This window comes from Novosphingobium sp., assembly GCF_032093395.1.
In the GTDB taxonomy this organism is placed as follows: Bacteria; Pseudomonadota; Alphaproteobacteria; order Sphingomonadales; family Sphingomonadaceae; genus Novosphingobium.
The window spans coordinates 1-17,121 of record NZ_DAMDBA010000075.1 but is presented as its reverse complement, the minus strand read 5'-3'; the positions used below and the strand labels follow the sequence as shown (position 1 = coordinate 17,121).

Here is a 17,121-nt window from a genome sequence, read left to right as displayed (position 1 = left end):
GCCATGAGCGACAAGGCTTCTTCCGCGTCGAACCAGCGCTGAAGCACCAGCGAACCGCCCGAGCCAAGCGTGCCGCCCAGCGCCATCGAGAAGTTGCCCGACCAGAAGAAGCCGTTGGCCGACCAGGTGCGCGGCGGAACCTTCACATCGTACCACTGCGGCCAGCGCCAGAGCTGGAGACAGACGCCGCGATGCGCGGAGACGATGCCCTTCGCCTTGCCGGTCGATCCCGAAGAAAAGAACAGAACACCGGGATCGCTTGGCTGCACCGATGCAGCAGCCGCATCGACCAGCGCCGGATCGACGCCCTTTCCGCGCGCGAGGAAGGTGCTCCAACCCTCGATCGCGCCAAGGCCTTCATCGCTGTCGATCAGGGCGAGATGGCGAAGGAACGGGAACTTCGTGGACGCGACTTCGCCCGGTTTTGCGCTCGCGATCCGCGGTTCGAGATCGACGAGGATTTCCGCGAAATCCTTCTTGAGCACCCGGCGTTCCAGCAGCAGCACCGAACAGCCGCCCATCTGCAACACGGTTTCCAGTTCGGCAGCCGTGGAGAACGTGCTCATCGTCATGGCCACGCCGCCTGCCAGGGCCGTGCCGAAAACGCCGGAAAGAAATTCAAGGCGGTTCGTCGCCAGCACGCCGACGCGGGTGCCCTTACCGACGCCGCACGCGAGCAGCGCGCGGGCGACCTCCATCGAGCGCGCCCAAAGATCGTCGTAAGTCCAACGCTCGACCCGGTCGCCCAGATGGATCACCGCCGCTTCGGACGGGCCGTGGCGGCGCGTGACCTCGCGAACGAAACCGCCGAGCGTCAGCGGGCCAATGCCCTGCTCTTCCACCAGCGGGATGCCGCGCACGATGGACAAGCCCTCGGTAACCTCGACCATGCGTTTCTCTCCCATCGAAGCCCTGCCGAGGCGGCGGCTTATTCAACCATTCCGCGGCGGCGGCTTACTCAACCACTGCGCGGCGGGCGGCTCCCTCAAACCGCCCGCCGCGTCGGCTGCATCAGGCGTTCACGTCGACGATGTAACGGCCGGTGACCTCACCGGACATGAACTTGCGCGCAGCCTCGATCGCTTCGCCCAGGCCGATGGTCTGGCCGATGGTTTCCAGCGCAGCCGGGTCGAGATCCCTGGCAAGGCGATCCCAAGCCTTCAGGCGCTTGGCCTTGGGAGCCATGACGCTGTCGATTCCCAGCAGCGAAACGCCGCGCAGGATGAAGGGCATGACCGTCGAGGGCAGATCGAAGCCCTGCGCCAGCCCGCAGGCGGCAACGGCGCCGCCGTACTTCGTCTGCGCGATGGCATTGGCCAGGGTGTGGCTGCCAGCCGTATCGACGACGCCGGCCCAACGCTCCTTCTGGAGCGGCTTGCCCTTTTCGGCAAGTTCGGCGCGGTCGATGATCGTTTCCGCGCCCAGCGACTTCAGGTAATCCGCTTCGCCCGGCTTGCCGGTGAGCGCGGCGACCGAATAGCCCAGCTTCTTGAGGATCGCGATGGCGACCGATCCGACGCCGCCGGTGGCACCCGTCACGAGAATTTCGCCCTGATCCGGCGTGACGCCCCAGTCCACCAGCGCATCGACGCAGAGCGCAGCGGTGTAGCCGGCGGTGCCGATCGCCATGGCCTGCTTGGGCGTGAAGGCCGAAGGCAGCGGCACCAGCCAGTCGCCCTTGAGCCTGGCCTTCTGCGACAGGCCACCCCAGTGGCCCTCGCCCACGCCCCAGCCGTTGAGCACGACGGTATCGCCCGCCTTCCAGTCGGCATGGCTGCTTTCGGTGACAGTGCCGACAAGGTCGATCCCCGGCACCATCGGGAACTTGCGCACCACCGGAGAAGCCCCGGTGACGGCCAGGCCGTCCTTGAAGTTCAGCGTCGAGAAGGCCACGTCCACGGCGACATCGCCTTCGGGCAGAGCGCTTGTGTCAAGCTGCTGGAGAGTGACCGTCTGGCCCTCATCGCTCTTGTCGATCACGATAGCGGAAAACATGGCATACTCCCTGGCGTATTCCCTCGGGGCCCCGTTCAGCCCCGACGATGCAGGCCTTCGTTGAAAGGGAATATGCGCCGCGGCGTCAATGCCGCCACCCCATGCCATCGCCTAGGCGAAGCGGCATCATGGGTGGGGTATCAACCGGAGTATTCGTAGGGGCGTCAACCGCCCGGCGAAACGCCGTGGGCCGCCAGCAGGTCCGCCACTTTCGGGAAGGCCTTGGCGCGCATGGTTCCGTACATCGAAAGCCGCAGGATCTCGCGCGAATAGCGACGCGACAGTTCCCGTCGCTGGCCTTCGTCGGCGGCATGGGCGCGGGCGAGGATGGGCCAGAAGAACACCCCGGCCAGGTTCATCACCGAGTAGACCTCGAAATCGATTCCCGGCTCTGCCAGCTCCGTTCCGGCGAAACGGCCCAACGACCCGCAATACTCGCGCCAGAACGGATCCTGCGACGGGTCCGGCGAGGCCAATACCTGCTGGAGCCATACTCTGCAGATGTCCGGGTTTTCCATCGCGAAATCGCACAGGCGCTCGGTCAGGGCAACGACGTCGACTTCCTCGACCCGGCGCTCGCCCACGGTCTCGGGATCGCCGAAAACGGCATGGAACAGCTTGTCGGAAACCCACTGGATGGTCGCCTCGATCAGCTTTTCGCGGGTTTCGAAATGCTGATAGGCCGTGCCGCGATTGACGGCGGCGAGATGGGCCACGGCCGATAGGCTGACGCCCTCCGGCCCGTCTTTGGCCAAAAGGTTGGCCGCTGCGTCAAGGATGACGGCGCGCGTGGCGACCGGATCGCGCGTCCTGCGCCGTGTTTTCGCCTCCATGCTCGCCTCTCTCTTCATCAAAGGGCGAGCATAGCGGCAGGGTTACTAATCGACAATGTTGATTAGCTTGACCTCAGAGGAAGGCTTTTACCTTTTCGAGCACCAGTTCGGCGTGCTCCTTCCGACAGATCAGCAGGTCGGGCATATAGACGTCTTCCTGGTTGTAGACCAGCGGGCTGCCGTCGATGCGCGAGACATGCAGACCCCAGCCTTGCGCGACGGCAGCGGGGGCGCAGCTGTCCCATTCGTATTGACCGCCAGAGTGGAGGTAGATGTCCGCTTCTCCGCGCAGGATCGCCATGGCCTTGGCCCCGGCCGATCCCATCGGTACCAGTTCGGCACCAATCTCTTCGGCCACGCCGGTTGCTTCCTTGGCGGGACGCGTGCGGCTGACGACCATGCGCAGCTTTTCCGGCGCGGGAGGAATCTCGCCAGGCTGGTCGGAGCGCAGGACCACGCCTGCGCCCGGCAGCGCCACGGCACCCAGCACCGGCGCGCCGTCCACCGCCATGCCGACATGAACCGCCCAGTCGGCACGCTCCTCGCCATATTCGCGGGTGCCGTCGACCGGATCGACGATCCACACCCGCTCCTTGGCCAGACGTTCGGCATTGTCCTTCTCCTCTTCGGAGAGCAGCCCGTCCTCGGGCCGCTGCTCGCGAAGGGCGTGGCAGAGGAACTGGTTGGCGGTCTGGTCCCCCGCCTTGCCCAGCGACTTGCCCGAGAACAGGCCGGAAGCCCGCACGTCGAGCAGGATCTTCCCCGCCACTTCGGCCAGATGCGCGGCGAGATCGCCATCGTTGAGGCTGGCGTTGAGGCTCATCAGGAGTCTCCCAGCAGCGTGTCGACGATGAGGTTCGCGGCCTCTTCCGGCGAGATCGCCGTGGTGTCGATGCGGATTTCGGGGTTGCGGGGCGCTTCGTAGGGGCTGTCGATACCCGTGAAGTTCTTCAGCTCGCCCGAGCGCGCCTTCTTGTAGAGGCCCTTGACGTCGCGTGCTTCTGCCACCTTCAGCGGCGTGTCGATGAACACCTCGAAGAACTCGCCTTCCGGCAGCATCGTGCGCACCATCTCGCGATCCGCCTGGAACGGCGAGATGAAGGCGGTAATCACGATCAGGCCCGCATCGGTCATCAGCTTCGAGACTTCGCCCACGCGGCGGATGTTCTCGATGCGGTCAGCCTCGGTGAAGCCCAGATCCTTGTTCAACCCGTGGCGTACGTTGTCGCCATCGAGCAGGAAGGTGTGCCGGTTCATCCGGTGCAGCTTCTTCTCGACGAGGTTGGCGATGGTCGACTTGCCGGAGCCCGAAAGGCCGGTGAACCACAGCACCGCCGGGCGCTGGTTCTTCAGGCCCGCGTGCTGTTTGCGGTCGATGTCCACGGCCTGCCAGTGCACGTTCTGCGAACGGCGCAGCGAGAAGTGGATCATGCCCGCCGCCACCGTGGCGTTGGTCATCTTGTCGATCAGGATGAAGCCGCCGAGCGTGCGGTTGTCGGCATAGGCCTCGAACACGATCTGCTTGTCGGTGGTGAGTTCCGCCACGCCGATCGAGTTCAGTTCCAGCGTCTTGGCCGCCAGCTTCTCCATCGTGTTGACGTTGACTTCGTACTTCGGCTCCTGAACCGTCGCCGAAACCATCTGCGTGCCGACCTTCAGCCAGTAGGCACGGCCGGGCACCATGGCCTCGTCCGCCATCCACACGAAAGTCGCCTCGAACTGGTCGGCGGTCTGCGGCGGATTGTCAGCGACGGAGATCACCGAACCGCGCGAGCAGTCGATCTCGTCCGCGAAGCAGACGGTGACCGACTGGCCCGCCACCGCTTCTTCCAGATCGCCGTCATAAGTGACGACGCGGGTAATCGTGCTGGTCTTGCCCGATGGCAGGACGCGGATCTTGTCGCCCGCCCTGACCGAGCCGGTGGCGATCAGGCCCGAGAAGCCACGGAAATCGAGGTTCGGACGGTTCACCCACTGCACCGGCAGACGGAAGGGCTTGTCCGCGTCCACCGACGAGAGAACCTCGACCGTTTCCAGATGTTCCACCAGCGTAATGCCCGCGTACTGCGGCGCCTTGTACCACGGAGTCTTGTTCGAAAGCGTGGTGATGTTATCGCCCTTGAAGCCCGAGATCGGCAGAGCGGTGAAGCTCTCGATGCCGATTTCCCGCGCGAACTCGCCATATTCCTCGACGATCTTGTCGAAGACCTCCTGGCTGTAGTCCACCAGGTCCATCTTGTTGACGGCGAGGACGATGTTCTTGATGCCGATCAGGTGGCACAAATACGAGTGGCGGCGCGTCTGCACCAGCACGCCCTTGCGCGCATCGATCAGGATCACCGCAAGGTCGGCGGTCGAGGCGCCGGTGACCATGTTGCGGGTGTACTGTTCGTGGCCCGGGCAGTCGGCGACGATGAACTTGCGCTTCTCGGTGTTGAAGAAGCGGTAGGCCACGTCGATGGTGATGCCCTGTTCGCGCTCGGCGGCAAGACCGTCCACCAGCAGCGCGAAGTCGATTTCCTGGCCCTGGGTTCCGACCTTCTTCGAGTCCGACTGGAGCGCGTCCAGCTGATCCTCGAAGATCATCTTCGAATCGTAGAGCAAGCGCCCGATCAGGGTGGACTTGCCGTCGTCGACGCTGCCGCAGGTGATGAAGCGCAGCATCGTCTTGTGCTCGTGCTGGACGAGATAGGCGTCGATGTCGTCGGCGATCAGCTGGTCGGTGACGTAGACAGCTTCTTTGGTTTCGATGTCGGCCATCAGAAGTACCCCTGCTGCTTCTTGACTTCCATGCCGGCACCGCCGGCGTCCTTGTCGATGGCGCGGCCTTGCCGTTCCGAAGTGGTGGTGAGGAGCGTTTCCTGGATCACTTCGGGAAGCGTCTTCGCCTCGCTCTCCACCGCGCCGGTCAGCGGGTAGCAACCGAGCGTGCGGAAGCGGATCGAGCGTTCGACGGGAACCTCGCCGGGCTGGAGCGGGAAGCGCTCGTCATCGACCATCAACAGCATGCCATCGCGCTCCACGGTGGGGCGCTTGTCCGCGAAATAGAGCGGCACGATCGGAATGTCGTTGAGGTGGATGTACTGCCAGATATCCAGCTCGGTCCAGTTGGAGATCGGAAAGACCCGGATCGATTCCCCGCGCGCCTTGCGGGCATTGTAGAGGTTCCACAATTCCGGGCGCTGGTTCTTGGGATCCCAGCCGTGAGAGGAAGTGCGGAACGAGAAGATACGCTCCTTGGCGCGGCTCTTCTCCTCGTCGCGCCGAGCGCCGCCGAAGGCCGCGTCGAAGCCGAACTTGTCCAGCGCCTGCTTCAGGCCTTCCGTCTTCCACATGTCGGTGTGGAGTGCGCCGTGGTCGAAGGGATTGATGCCCTTCTCGGCCGCTTCCGGATTTTGATAGACCAGCAGTTCCATGCCGCTTTCACGCGCCATCTTGTCGCGCAGCTCGTACATGGCCTTGAACTTCCAAGTCGTATCGACGTGGAGCAGCGGGAACGGCGGCGGCGAGGGATAGAAGGCCTTGCGGGCGAGATGCAGCATCACGGCGCTGTCCTTGCCCACTGAATAAAGCATCACCGGCTTTTCGGCCTCGGCAACGACTTCGCGAATGATGTGGATGCTCTCGGCTTCGAGACGCTCCAGGTGCGTGAGTGTTTTCATCGGGTCATCCTCTGCCGGGGCGCGTGCCCGTTGGCTGGGTTCCTTGGAACAAGGTATTCGGTTCGCCCGATCCGAATCGCAGGGATGACAATCCTGCGAACCTCCCATATGGGAGGGCATGGCCCTCACAAGCAACGATGAGACCGATCTCCTGATCCCGCTCTTTCAAGGGAGCGGCGAAAATCCGCGTTTCTCGACATTTTTGGAAAGGCTGCGCCGACGCACCCAAGCCGATTACGTCAGCTTGATCCTTCGCATGGGCGATGGACCTCATGCCGCAATCGTCGATAGCTACGCCGGAATCGACATCCGGCAACGCGCGCACGAATCGCGAGTTCAGGGGCCATTCGACCTGGACCGCTATCTCTACGACAGCCTGCGTCCCGGGCGGGTCTATTCGATCGGTGAAATGATAGATCACGATCCCGTCGCTCGCGCCGATCGCAACCGCAGGATGGCACAACTGGGCATTGGCGATGAGCGAGTGGTGCGGATCGCGGGTGGCGAACGCTATAGCGCCTGGCTGCTGATGGCACGCGCGCGGGAATGCTCCGCCGCCGACAGCGCACTGCTGTCCAGCCTGGCGCCCTATGTCGCCATTGCGGTGGAAAACCTCGTCGCGATGGACCGCGACCGCCTTTCGGCGCGGATCAATGCCATGGGGCTGGAACGAACCGGCAAGGGCTGGATGCTGATCGACGCCGAGGCGCGGGTGGTTTCGGCCGATCCGGCACTCTCGCATTTCTGGCAGAAGCACTGCGGCGCGGCCCTGCGCCCCGGCGAGCGCGTGCTGGGCCTCGATCTCACCGCCGAACGAAAGCTGGCCGCGGCCGCCGCCGAGATGGTGCAAGACCGGACCCTGCCCGCGCGCCCCGTGCTGCTGCGCGGCGATCCTCATGTCGAGGCCCTGTTGATGCCGGCCGAACATGGCGAGGCTCTCGCTGGTCCGGCGCTCATGGCGCTCTGCACTTTGCCTCGCCCCCATTCGGAGCATAGCGCCGAGCGACTGGCCGAAGTCTTCAACCTGCCGCGGCGCGAAGCCGAAGTGGCGATGGCCCTGGCGGACGGTCACTCCATTGCCGAGGCGGCCGGACGAATGGGGCTGACGCTGGAGACGACGCGCAACTACTCGAAGCGCCTATACGCCAAGCTGGGCGTGCGCGGGCAGGCCGAACTGGTCAAGCTGGTCTACGAGAGCAGCGCGGTGATGGGGTAGTGCTTCTTCCACTCTTGGGCGATGACTTCTGCGGCCCCGCTCTACCGGCACCCAATCTCACGCCGTCATCCTGAACTCGTTTCAGGATCCATGGTGCCGATCGCCCGACGGTTTGGGGCGAGAAATGGACCTGAACCAAGTTCAGGATGACGATCGCGTGAGGTAAGCGACGTGCGCAGCGTGTGCAATCAATCGCCCAGCCTCGCCTCCATCGCCGCAATCTCCGAGCGCAGCCACATCGTTTCGGACAGGTTCCTGCCCCCCGAGGCCGCCAGCAGTGCCTCATGCGCCGCCTTGCGCACAGTGAGCGCCTCTGCATTGTCCGGCTCGGAACTCAGGGCGATGTCGGTCAGATGCACGGCTTCCAGCGGAGCGCCCGCATTCAGCTTCGCCTGCGCCCGTTCGGCCAGCCTTGCCGCGCCGCCCGCCAGTTCCACAAGATCGGCATCGACGCTGGAGCGCGGCACGCCAAAGAGCGCAGTGGTGCCGTCCTCATAGTGAAGCCAGCCCGAATACTCCCGCCAGATCGACTTGACCGCCCAGGCCGCCTTGCCGTGAAATTCGCCGATCTCCATGCCATCGGGCCAGGCGAATTCGCGCATCAGGGTGTGCACGTCCTTACCCGCGTTCATGCCGTCCAGCGTATAGTCGCGCACATAGCTGACGGCCGCATGCATCCTGTCAAGGTCGGCGCGGATGCGATCGGCTCCGCGAATGGCCTCGCCATGTCCGGTGACGACGATCTCGGCGCCGAGCGCACGGATCGTCTCCAGCGACTTCAGATAATGGCGCACCAGGCGCGGCTTGTCCCCGCGCAGCGTGTTGAGGAACGGCATCGACAGCCAGACCGGGCCGAAGACATTCCCGGTAAAGGCGATCTTCTCGCTGGGCATCCAGACCGTCAGCGCGTCGATCGTCTCGCCTTCCGGCGTGGAGATCACTTCGAAGGTCCGACCGCCGAGTTCGATGGTCAGCTTGCGATCCACCAGGATGTCCGGCTTTACGTTCGGGGCCGGCTTCGGCGTTCCGCCACGCTTCAGCGTCGAGCCCCAGAGCTTGCCGCTCCTTGGCGCGAAAAACGGCTGCAACCGCATCATGTCGCCCAGCGCCTCGTTGAAGCCCGGGCCGCCGACGACTTGCGTGCCGTCCTCCACGAACTCCGGCACGCCGCCATAGTGATCGGCATGGCTCTGCGTAAGCAGGATGAAGGCTAGCGGGCCGGTGCGATGCGGCGCCAGCAATCGTTTCGTCCGCTCCACATTGTCCATGAAGCCGGTGTTGACCATGACGTCACCCTCGGCAGTGGTCACCAGATAGGCGTTCGAGATGTCGTTCGCCTGGAACACGAAATCGGTGATCGCGATGGCTTCGGCCTGCTCGTCCCCCGATCGAACAAGTCCAGCCAGCTTCGGCGTCGCTTCCTTGACTTCACTCATTTCAGGCCTCCTCGAAACCGATCATGACTTTGGCCGACTGCGGCGTCGCCGCGATTTCCAGCCCCTTCATCACTTCACTGAACGGCAGCTTGTGGCTGATCATCGGCGCAATCCTGTCCTTCAGGCGAGGCATGGCCGCCACGACCTCGGGCATCTCGGTGGGATAGCCGACCGCCGTAGTGATCGTCATCTCGCTGGTGAGCATACGCCCGACGGGGAACTCGATGGGCCGCATATAGGCCGCCGTGATGACCAGCTTCGCATGGAGCTTGGCCATCATGATCACGTCGGTCAGGATGTTCGGCGCGCCCGCCGCATCGATGAAGGCATCGGTGCCAACGCCCACGCGCCCATAGCTGGGCACTTCGCCATGCAGCTTCGCCAGTTCCGCGCGAAGATCGATCCTGCTGGGATCGAGCGCCGCGCGAACGCCCAGCGCTCGCGCCCGCTCCAGCCGCTCCTCCGACAGATCGAGCGCGACGACATCGGTAACGCCGCGATCGACCAGCCAGAGCAACATCCCCAGCCCGATCGGCCCGCAGCCGAACACCACGACTTTGTCGCCCGGCTTCACATCGGCGCGATTGACGCCGTGCATGGCGACCGCCAGCGGCTCGCACATCGCGGCGACATCATAGGAAATGCCTTCGGGGATCGGCAGGATGGAATCGCCGAGACGCGCCTCGCGCACCAGCAGTTCCTGCGTGAAGGCGCCTTCCGGGCCGCCCGAGCCGATATTGCTGGGCGTCATCATCGGATTGACGATCACCGGATCGCCCACCGCGATGCCTGGGACTTCCGCGCCGACTTCGATCACCTCGCCCGCGCCTTCGTGGCCCAGCGCGGTCTCCACGCCCGGCGGAATGCCGCCCATCTTGATGTAGGACAGGTCCGACCCGCAGATGCCGACCGACTTCATCCGGACCACCACGTCCTTCGGGCCCGCCGCCGGTCGTTCATAGGCATCGAGGCGCACATCGCCTTGCCCGTGGATCTTGAGCAGTTCCATCGCCTCTCTCCCTCCCGGCTCAGGGCCGAACCATGTAGCCACCGTCGATGGTGACGGTCTCGCCGGTCATGAACGAACTGGCGTCCGAGCACAGATAGGCGCCGATGCCCTCGAAATCCGCGGGATAGCCGGTGCGCTTCATCGGGATCGTCGGAGCGAAGTGCGCGGCGACGGCCTCGGCGCGGGCGCCCTCGCCCATCATCGGTGTAATGACCAGGCCCGGCGCGACCACATTGGCGCGGATGCCCAGCGGCGCCAGTTCGATCGCGAGGCAACGGATCGCCGCCGCTACCGCCGCCTTGGACGCCGCATATTCCATCTTGCCGGGAAGCCCCTGGAACAGCGAAAGCGAGCCGCAGGCAACCAGGCTACCGCCGCTTTCGTCACCGGCCTCGACCCGCTCCTTCATCAACCGCGCCCCTTCGCGCAGAGTGAAGAAGGCGCCGTCCAGCGCGGTCTTCTGGAATTCATGCCAATGCTCGGTCGGCATCTCGAACGCCGAATTGTAGCGTGGGCTGGCGCCGGAGTTGGCGAAGACGCAGTCCACCCGGCCGAAATCGGCCATCACTTGCGCGTAGCCATCGGCGATGTTCGCCTCTTCCGACACGTCCACCTGATAGGCGATCACCTTGCCCGCCCCGGCCGCTTCCAGTTCGGTCTTGGCCTTCGCGCTCTTCTCGGCATTGCGGGCCCAGATCGCCAGATCGCCTCCCATCCTGGCGACGCCCATGGCGAAGCCGAAGCCGATGCCGCCGTTGCCGCCGGTCACCACCGTCACCTTGCCCGTGCAGTCGAAAAGGCCCTTGGCCATCATTCTCTCCTCGATCCCATCGCCGGCCTTTCGCCAGCACTTTCGTTGGCGCGATGTTTCCCGGCCAACGCTTGCCCCGCAAGCGTCGGGGGCATAGAAATCAGGCCCTATCCAAGCATCAGGGACACGAATTCGGGCCAGAGACCCGGAAACGCCCCGAAGCTTCCGGGAGAAAGAGAGATGCCTGCCAGCGCGGCCACCCCGCTGCCGACGATGATCGTGGACGCGGCCCTGTCCGCTCCCGGAATCCATGCCGAAATCGTGCGTTTCGACATCCCCTCGCCAACCGATTCCCACCATGCCGTGGGCCAGGACTATCACGTCAACATGTGCCTGACGCCGCGCCCGCTGCAATCGCGCGGCGGCTATCGCGACCGCTGGGGGCCGCACCGATTCGAGCGGCTGGGCGACGTCTTCGCGATCCCGCCAGGCGAATCGCTTTACATCCGGGGCGGCAGCGGGCGGCAGGCATCGCTCGTCTGCACGATCGATGCCGCACTGGTGCATGACCTCCTCGGCCGCGACCTGCCGTGGGACGACGCGCACCTCGCCGCCGCGCTCGACATCGGCAGCGCCCAGGTCCGCGCCCTGCTGTTCCGCATCACCGCCGAAGTGCGCCATCCCGGCCTCGCCTCGCAGCGGATGCTGGAACTGCTGGGCGGCGAATTGGCCATCGAACTGGGCCGCTACGGCCTGGAAGTCTCGGAGCGCCCCATGACCGGCGGGCTGTCCGGGTGGCGGCTGCGCCTGATCGAGGAACGCCTGGCCGGAAACCTGACCGCGCCCGGTCTGAAGGAACTGGCCGATCTCTGCGGCCTTTCGGTGCGCCAGCTCACGCGGGGTTTCCGGGTCAGCCGCGCCTGTTCGATCGGCGACTACATCGAACAACGCCGCATGGAAGCCGCCAAGCGCCTGCTGATGGAGGGAGACAGCGTGAAGACCATCGCCTTCGCCATGGGCTTCGCGTCGCCCTCCAGCTTCACTTTCGCATTCCGCCGCGCGGTAGGGGCCAGCCCGAGCACGTTTCGCCAGCGACAGGGGCGTGCCTTGTCATCGCTACCTTGCGTTTCAGCGACGCCCTGACGCAGGTCTTGGCCTGCATTCTACATAACGGCCCGATCTGAAGCATCGGCCGCATTGCCAAGCGCCCCCGTGCGCTGGCTATCTCATGCCCATGAGGCCGCCCGAACGGCCCGCAAGGAAACACGGGAAAGAGGATCACGCGAATGGCCGAGCAACTCACGGCGGACAAGCTCGTCGGCGACGCTCTCGTAGAACAGGCGATGAAGGACACGGGCGTAGACGCCTTCGACAATGACACCTGGCGCGAAGGCTTCGATGTCCTCATCAACGACTTCAACGCCGGAATCGCGCGGGGACAGTACACCGAGGGCGGCATCGCCCGCACCGCCAGCGACACGCTTCACTATCTGCGCGGCCGCCTGAAGATTTCGGACTACCTGCGCCAGAACCCCGAACTGCTCAGCCGCCAGGTCGAACGCCCGGTCTTCGTGATGGGCGTGCCGCGTACCGGCACGACGCTGCTTTCCAACCTGCTCGCCGCCGATCCGGCGCGCCGGTCGCCGCTGACCTGGGAAATCGACGATCCGGTGCCGCCGGTCGCCTCGAAGGAATTGCTCACCACCGATCCACGCGCGCAGGCACGCCTTGCGCAGGAAAAGGCCATGCTCGAAGCCAATCCGTCGATGGGCAAGTACTATCGCGGCTCCGCCGTCTACCCCAACGAATGCGTGTTCTTCATGGCGCACGACTTCAAGACGCTGATGATCGATTCCAAGGGCAAACTGCCGGAATACAAGGAGTTCATCTTCTCCTGCGACATGACCAGCGCCTATGAGTACCACAAGAAGTTCCTCCAGGTGCTCCAGCAGAACGCGGGCGGCGTGTGGAACGTCAAGAAGCCCAGCCATGCGCTCTGGCTGGAAACGATATTCAAGGTCTACCCCGATGCCCGCGTGATCTGGACGCACCGCGATCCCTTCACCGCCACCGGATCGCTCTGCTCGATCATTTCGCTCAGCCACATGGCGCACATGGGCAAGCCGGATACCGCCTGGCTCAAGGAGAACTACACCTGGCAGGCCGCCGAGCACGCCAACCGGATCATGGATTTCCGCGATAAGCACGGCGAGGACAAGCTGATCGACGTCCACTATGCGGACATGACCTCCGATCCGATCGGCACGATGAAAACCGTCTATCGGCAACTCGGCGACGAATGGACCGCCGAAGCCGAAGCCGGCATCCAGAAGTGGGTGGACGAAAACCCGCAGGACAAGTTCGGCAAGCACGAATACAAGCTGGCCCAGTACGGCATAGAGAAGGCGGAGCTTGAGCCGTTGTTCGAGCGCTATCTTTCGCGCTACGACGTCGCCCGCGAAGGCTGAGGAGACGGGAATGCTCGAAGGCCGCCATTACCAGAACGCCTATCTCTGCGACAAGCTGGAAGACGGGATCGACCTGTTTCGCGGGCGCGGACTGACCCGCGAACCCATGATCATCCCGGTAGACCAGCAGGTGCTCACCCCGCAGGGGCTCAAACGCCAGAAGGGTCGCATCTGCTTCATCTGGATCGGCGAACTCCAGATCGAACTGATCGAGAACGAGATCGACGAAGCCGGCATCTATGCCAACTGCGCTCCGAGCGAAGGCCCGCTGCGCTTCCACCACATCTGCTTCGGCGTCGATGACTGGGCCGACTTCCGCGAGCGAGTGGATGAGCAAGAGTTTCCTATCGCCATGGAGCGTCCCGAAAGCGACGATCCGGGCGCCCTCAGGTTCCTGTACCTCGATGCGCGCAAGGTTTTCGGGCACTACATCGAATATACCTGGATGCCCGAAGCCATGTGGCAGCAGATCAAGGCCATGTAGGAATAGGCCAGCGTAGGAATAGGGCAGCCCGCGAACGTTGGTCTTCCGCGCCTCCGGTGCTCACGCAGTTGCATTAGGCTGCGCTAGGGGCCGCGGAAGTCTATCGTTCGCGGCTCCAATCCGAACCGCTTCACGAATCCAGGCACAGAAGGTGCAGGATGCGTGGTGCCTTTCAAGCCGGTTCGGGCACCACTTCGCCATAGAGTGTCGTGCGCTGCTTCAAGGTGCGGCCGACGCTTTCGGCAGCCTCCCGCAGTTCGGCGATCGTCACGCCCTGGCCGTGCGCCGCGCCGGCCGCGCGGCTTATGCTCTCGTCCATCAGCACGCCGCCGAGATCGTTTGCGCCCGCCGCCAGCACGGCGGCCGCGCCACCCATGCCCAGCTTCACCCATGAGCACTGGATCGAGTTGATCGCCCCGTTCAGCGCAAGTCGCGCCACCGCGTGCATCATCACCGCCTCGCGCCAGGTCGGTCCCTTGCGGCATTGCCCGCGCCGATAGAACGGCGCTTCCATGTGCACGAGCGGCAGCGGCACGAACTCGGTGATGCCCCCGGTATCGAGTTGAAGGTTGCGCAACGCCAGCAGGTGGCGCGCCCAGTGCTCGATGCCTTCGAGGTGACCGAACATGATCGTCGATGTCGTCGGCAGGCCCACGCGATGCGCGGTGCCGACAACATCGAGCCATTCCTCGGTCGTCAACTTGTCGGGGCAAATCTGCGTGCGAATGTCGTCGCAGAGGATTTCCGCCGCCGTGCCGGGCAGCGAGCCGAGCCCGGCATCCCTGAGCATCGCCAGATAGTCGCGCACCGGCATGCCAAGCGTCCGCGCGCCCTGGCTCACCTCCAGCGGCGAGAAGGCGTGGACGTGAAGGTCGGGACAGGCCTCCTTCACCTCGCGCAGGATCGAAAGGTATGTCTCGCCGGTGTAGCTCGGGTGGATGCCGCCTTGCAGGCAGACTTCCGTAGCCCCCCGCGCCACGGCCTCGCGGGCGCGGCCAGCGACCTCGGACAGGTCCAGATTGTAGGGCTTGTCGCGAAAGCCCGCCTTGCTGCTGGTCTTGGAGAAGGCGCAGAAGGAGCAGGTGTGGGTGCAAATATTGGTGTAGTTGATATTGCGATTGACGACGTATGTCACCGTATCGCCGCTGACTTCCGCCCGCAGCGCGTTCGCCGCCTCCACCACCGCCTGCGCCGCCGCGCCTCGCGTGGCGAACAGCGCGACGATCTCGTCCTCGCCAAGCGTCTTCCCGCTTGCCGCGCGGTCCAGAATGCGGTGAAGCGAAGCCGCTACCGGCCCCTTGTCCCGACGCCCCAGCGGCGCATGGACAGTCCCCGGCGCGGCATCGACCACTCCGGGGCTCCACCGACTATCGCGCGCGAGTCCTTCTGCATCGGCATGGCGCAGTACGAAGGGCCGGATCGCGGGATCGAGCCATGACCGATCCGCGCCCGTGACGAAGCGCGGATAGACCGTCAGCCGCTCCACCAGCGGCAAGCCCTGGGCCGCACAGATCGCGCGCAGGCGTTCCACTTCGGGCCAGGGAGCTTCCGGATTTACGTGATCGAGTGTCACGGGCGAAATGCCCCCCCAATCGTCGATCCCCGCATCGATCAGTTCGACCAGACGTTCGTCGTTGAGATTGGGCGGCGCCTGAACCGAAACCTCGTCCGGCAGCAGGATGCGTGCGGCAGCGACGACCCGCAGGAAGTCTCCCTCGCCGGCTTCCGGCGCCCTCGCCATCTTCGTGCCCGGCTTGGGGCAGAAGTTCTGGACGATCACTTCCTGCAAGTGCCCATGCTCGCGGTGGAGATCGCGCAAGGCCAGCAAGGCGTCCATCCGCTCGTCCGCCGTCTCGCCGATGCCGATCAGCACCCCGCTGGTCATCGGCACCCGCGCGCGCCCGGCGGCGGCCAGCGAGGCCAGGCGCAAGGCCGGCGCCTTGTCGGGAGAGCCATGATGGCACATGCCCTTGTCCAGCAGCCGCTCCGAAGTGCTTTCCAGCATCAGCCCCACCGAAGCCGATACCGGGCGAAGCGCGCGGTAGTCGTCCTCTTCCAGCACGCCGGCATTGATGTGCGGCAGCAGCCCGGTTTCCGCCAGCACGCGTTCCGCGCAGTGGCGCACGTAGTCGATCGTTCGCGCAAAGCCGCGCTCCGCCAGCCAGTCGCGCGCGGCGGCGTAGCGACGCTCAGGGGCATCGCCCAGCGTGAACAAGGCCTCGCGGCACCCCGCAGCGGCACCGGCACGCGCGATCTCCAGCACCTGGTCGAGTGTCAGATAGGGTGCTTCCAGTCGCGAGGGCGTCGTGGCGAAGGTACAGTAATGGCAAACGTCGGCACAAAGGCGCGTGAGCGGGATGAAGACCTTGGGCGAATAGGTCATGCGCGCTGGCCCCAGAGCGCCTCCGCGCGCGGCGCGTCGAGCCCTTGCGAGAGCGGTGACCTCCTCCAGCGGAGCGGCCAGCAACCATGCCTTCAAGTGGCGGGTCTCATCCTGCATCTGCTCACCCTTCAGATACCTGCGATGGCAAGCACCTCTTTCGCGAGCCTTTCCCTGTCGGCGGCTTCGCGCATCAAAGTCCTGGTCACGGCGACCGTGAGGCCCCGTGCCTGCAACGCCGGAACATCGGCCTCATCGGCATGATCGATCAAGAGGCAGTCGAGAAGATCGCCCCAATGATCTTGATAGTGACGGGCGATTGCGAGGTTGCTCACCGCCTGTCCGCGCTCCGCCAGCATCTTGGCCAAGGGGCCTTTCACCGCGCTCCCCCCGATAATCGGCGACACGGCGATCAGCGGAACCTGCCGCTCCGCCAAGGCATCGCGCACCCCGGCAATCGAAAGGATCGGATCGACGCTGAGGAACGGGTTGGAAGGACACAGGACGATTGCCGCAAGGTCATCCCGCGCCAGTGCCGCGCGAAACCCCGGAGCTGGAGAGGCGCTTTGCGCACCTTCGAAACGCACGTCGAAAACCTTGTCATCACATTGATTTCCCACGAACCATCGCTGAAAATCAGCCCACCCAGCATCGGTGAGAACCTGAGTCCGCACAAGGTCGTCGCTCATCGGCACGACGGCATGGTCGATACCCAGTTCGCGCGTCAATCGGGCCGTCACCTCGGATAATGTCTCGCCTGCGCGCAGGCGCCATGAGCGTGCGATGTGCATTGCCAGGTCACGATCGCCCAGGTTGAACCACCCTTCCTCCCCAAGCGCCCGAAGCATGGCCATGGCCTGCCACGTCTCGTTCTCGACACCCCATCC

15 protein-coding genes are annotated in these 17,121 nt (G+C 64.7%); 4 read left to right on the top strand and 11 right to left on the bottom strand.

The annotated features are described in order from the left end of the window. From RT424_RS19490 to cysD, 6 genes are all read right to left on the bottom strand, one after another. Positions 1–890: AMP-binding protein (locus RT424_RS19490; protein ID WP_313441641.1), on the bottom strand; the 890-nt coding region annotated here is incomplete at its 3' end. Between the two features lie 121 nt (positions 891–1,011). Beyond that, the gene (locus RT424_RS19485) at positions 1,012–1,995 is read right to left on the bottom strand and encodes an MDR family oxidoreductase (protein ID WP_313441639.1); all 984 of its coding nucleotides are present in this window, start codon (positions 1,993–1,995) and stop codon (positions 1,012–1,014) included. 164 nt (positions 1,996–2,159) lie between these two features. Beyond that, positions 2,160–2,828 carry a TetR/AcrR family transcriptional regulator gene (locus RT424_RS19480; protein ID WP_313441637.1) on the bottom strand — a complete coding sequence of 223 codons (669 nt, stop codon included), beginning with the start codon at positions 2,826–2,828 and terminating at the stop codon, positions 2,160–2,162. 73 nt (positions 2,829–2,901) lie between these two features. After that, positions 2,902–3,651 (bottom strand): 3'(2'),5'-bisphosphate nucleotidase CysQ, encoded by a 750-nt coding sequence (locus RT424_RS19475; protein WP_313441635.1) that lies wholly within the window; start codon positions 3,649–3,651, stop codon positions 2,902–2,904. Beyond that, positions 3,651–5,588 (bottom strand): sulfate adenylyltransferase subunit CysN, encoded by a 1,938-nt coding sequence (cysN, locus tag RT424_RS19470; protein WP_313441633.1) that lies wholly within the window; start codon positions 5,586–5,588, stop codon positions 3,651–3,653. The genes RT424_RS19475 and cysN overlap by 1 nt, the downstream gene beginning before the upstream one ends. Further along, positions 5,588–6,598: a sulfate adenylyltransferase subunit CysD gene (gene cysD, locus RT424_RS19465; RefSeq protein WP_409521550.1), complete on the bottom strand. Its 1,011-nt coding sequence runs from the start codon at positions 6,596–6,598 to the stop codon at positions 5,588–5,590. The genes cysN and cysD overlap by 1 nt, the downstream gene beginning before the upstream one ends. Positions 6,599–6,746: 148 nt before the next feature. Here cysD and RT424_RS19460 point away from each other — a divergent pair, with 148 nt between their 5' ends. After that, a complete protein-coding gene (locus RT424_RS19460; protein ID WP_313441631.1) occupies positions 6,747–7,706 on the top strand; it encodes a helix-turn-helix transcriptional regulator in 960 nt (319 codons plus the stop codon). A gap of 188 nt (positions 7,707–7,894) precedes the next feature. On the opposite strand, the gene RT424_RS19455 is transcribed toward RT424_RS19460, so the two are convergent. From RT424_RS19455 to RT424_RS19445, 3 genes are read right to left on the bottom strand one after another with little or no spacing between them, the layout of a single operon-like run. Further along, a complete protein-coding gene (locus RT424_RS19455; protein WP_313441630.1) occupies positions 7,895–9,142 on the bottom strand; it encodes an MBL fold metallo-hydrolase in 1,248 nt (415 codons plus the stop codon). 1 nt (position 9,143) lies between these two features. Next, on the bottom strand, positions 9,144–10,151 hold the full coding sequence (locus RT424_RS19450; RefSeq protein ID WP_313441628.1) for an alcohol dehydrogenase catalytic domain-containing protein: 1,008 nt from the start codon (positions 10,149–10,151) through the stop codon (positions 9,144–9,146). 19 nt (positions 10,152–10,170) lie between these two features. Then, the gene (locus RT424_RS19445) at positions 10,171–10,962 is read right to left on the bottom strand and encodes an SDR family oxidoreductase (protein ID WP_313441626.1); all 792 of its coding nucleotides are present in this window, start codon (positions 10,960–10,962) and stop codon (positions 10,171–10,173) included. Positions 10,963–11,142: 180 nt separating this feature from the next. Here RT424_RS19445 and RT424_RS19440 point away from each other — a divergent pair, with 180 nt between their 5' ends. The 3 genes from RT424_RS19440 (at position 11,143) to RT424_RS19430 (ending at position 13,854) form a co-directional block, all read left to right on the top strand. Then, positions 11,143–12,045 carry a helix-turn-helix transcriptional regulator gene (locus RT424_RS19440; RefSeq protein ID WP_313441623.1) on the top strand — a complete coding sequence of 301 codons (903 nt, stop codon included), beginning with the start codon at positions 11,143–11,145 and terminating at the stop codon, positions 12,043–12,045. Positions 12,046–12,188: 143 nt separating this feature from the next. Further along, positions 12,189–13,370, top strand: coding sequence for a sulfotransferase (locus RT424_RS19435; protein ID WP_313441601.1), 1,182 nt, complete (start codon positions 12,189–12,191; stop codon positions 13,368–13,370). A 10-nt stretch (positions 13,371–13,380) separates the two neighbouring features. After that, on the top strand, positions 13,381–13,854 hold the full coding sequence (locus tag RT424_RS19430; protein ID WP_313441593.1) for a VOC family protein: 474 nt from the start codon (positions 13,381–13,383) through the stop codon (positions 13,852–13,854). Between the two features lie 172 nt (positions 13,855–14,026). Here RT424_RS19430 and cofH read toward each other — a convergent pair whose 3' ends face one another. Together cofH and RT424_RS19420 are read right to left on the bottom strand one after the other, a co-directional pair. Beyond that, positions 14,027–16,354 carry a 5-amino-6-(D-ribitylamino)uracil--L-tyrosine 4-hydroxyphenyl transferase CofH gene (gene cofH, locus RT424_RS19425; protein ID WP_313441591.1) on the bottom strand — a complete coding sequence of 776 codons (2,328 nt, stop codon included), beginning with the start codon at positions 16,352–16,354 and terminating at the stop codon, positions 14,027–14,029. An 11-nt stretch (positions 16,355–16,365) separates the two neighbouring features. Beyond that, on the bottom strand, positions 16,366–17,121 hold a 756-nt coding region (locus RT424_RS19420; RefSeq protein WP_313441589.1), incomplete at its 5' end, for a 2-phospho-L-lactate transferase CofD family protein.

Excerpts from the sequence above, each read along its gene's own strand:
- cysN (WP_313441633.1), bottom strand. The coding sequence starts at position 5,588 with ATGGCCGACATCGAAACCAAAGAAGCTGTCTACGTCACCGACCAGCTG.
- cysD (WP_409521550.1), bottom strand. The coding sequence starts at position 6,598 with ATGGGAGGTTCGCAGGATTGTCATCCCTGCGATTCGGATCGGGCGAAC.
- RT424_RS19440 (WP_313441623.1), top strand. The coding sequence starts at position 11,143 with ATGCCTGCCAGCGCGGCCACCCCGCTGCCGACGATGATCGTGGACGCG.
- RT424_RS19435 (WP_313441601.1), top strand. The coding sequence starts at position 12,189 with ATGGCCGAGCAACTCACGGCGGACAAGCTCGTCGGCGACGCTCTCGTA.
- RT424_RS19485 (WP_313441639.1), bottom strand. The coding sequence starts at position 1,995 with ATGTTTTCCGCTATCGTGATCGACAAGAGCGATGAGGGCCAGACGGTC.
- RT424_RS19430 (WP_313441593.1), top strand. The coding sequence starts at position 13,381 with ATGCTCGAAGGCCGCCATTACCAGAACGCCTATCTCTGCGACAAGCTG.
- RT424_RS19455 (WP_313441630.1), bottom strand. The coding sequence starts at position 9,142 with ATGAGTGAAGTCAAGGAAGCGACGCCGAAGCTGGCTGGACTTGTTCGA.
- RT424_RS19445 (WP_313441626.1), bottom strand. The coding sequence starts at position 10,962 with ATGGCCAAGGGCCTTTTCGACTGCACGGGCAAGGTGACGGTGGTGACC.
- RT424_RS19450 (WP_313441628.1), bottom strand. The coding sequence starts at position 10,151 with ATGGAACTGCTCAAGATCCACGGGCAAGGCGATGTGCGCCTCGATGCC.
- RT424_RS19475 (WP_313441635.1), bottom strand. The coding sequence starts at position 3,651 with ATGAGCCTCAACGCCAGCCTCAACGATGGCGATCTCGCCGCGCATCTG.
- RT424_RS19460 (WP_313441631.1), top strand. The coding sequence starts at position 6,747 with ATGGGCGATGGACCTCATGCCGCAATCGTCGATAGCTACGCCGGAATC.
- RT424_RS19480 (WP_313441637.1), bottom strand. The coding sequence starts at position 2,828 with ATGGAGGCGAAAACACGGCGCAGGACGCGCGATCCGGTCGCCACGCGC.
- cofH (WP_313441591.1), bottom strand. The coding sequence starts at position 16,354 with ATGCAGGATGAGACCCGCCACTTGAAGGCATGGTTGCTGGCCGCTCCG.